2 pseudogenes are annotated in these 611 nt (G+C 62.0%); both read left to right on the top strand.

From position 1 onward, the window contains the following. Positions 1 to 107 (top strand): annotated as a pseudogene (locus tag AX721_RS27440) (flagellin); the annotation flags it as partial. A gap of 280 nt (positions 108 to 387) precedes the next feature. Beyond that, a pseudogene (locus tag AX721_RS17395) lies at positions 388 to 611 on the top strand (flagellin); the annotation flags it as partial.

Here is a 611-nt window from a genome sequence, read left to right as displayed (position 1 = left end):
AGGAAAGCGCCAAGCTCCAGGCTCTGCAGACGAAGCAGCAGCTGGGCGTCCAGGCGCTGGGCATCGCGAACCAGTCGTCCTCGATCCTGCTCGGACTGTTCCGCTAGGTCTATAACCCCGGGCGGGCTCAACGCCCGCCCGGGGCTCCTTTTCCGCCCCGGCAAAAGCTGCCGGAAGGGCTCGGCAAATTTTGCCTGGATGGCGCCCAAGTCGGCAATAGTTGCCGGGCGCAAGCAACCCTAACAAGCTCATAACTCAAATAATTCAAGGCGTTGGGGTCAAACCCCTTAACGCTCGGCTGGCCCGTGGCTTGCTGCCCTAGACGCAGGGCAAAACGCCCTCCGGCCGCCAGAATGGCGTCGGTCCTTACGAACAAGGACTTCCTAGATGACGAATAGCGTCAATACGAACGTCGGCGCGATGGTCGCGCTGCAAAACCTGAACGCCACCAACAACGACCTGCAGACCACGCAGGCGCGCATCAACACCGGCAAGAAGATCAACAACGCCAAGGACAACGGCGCTGTCTGGGCCATCGCCCAGAACCAGCGCGCGGCGTCCCAGTCGTTGAACGCCGTCCGCGAGTCGCTGCAACGCGGTCAATCCACGGT

Origin of the sequence: Phenylobacterium sp. CCH9-H3 (assembly GCF_001557235.1) — a bacterium.
Taxonomy (GTDB): domain Bacteria; phylum Pseudomonadota; class Alphaproteobacteria; order Caulobacterales; family Caulobacteraceae; genus Phenylobacterium.
This window is presented reverse-complemented; position numbering and strand designations above follow the sequence as displayed.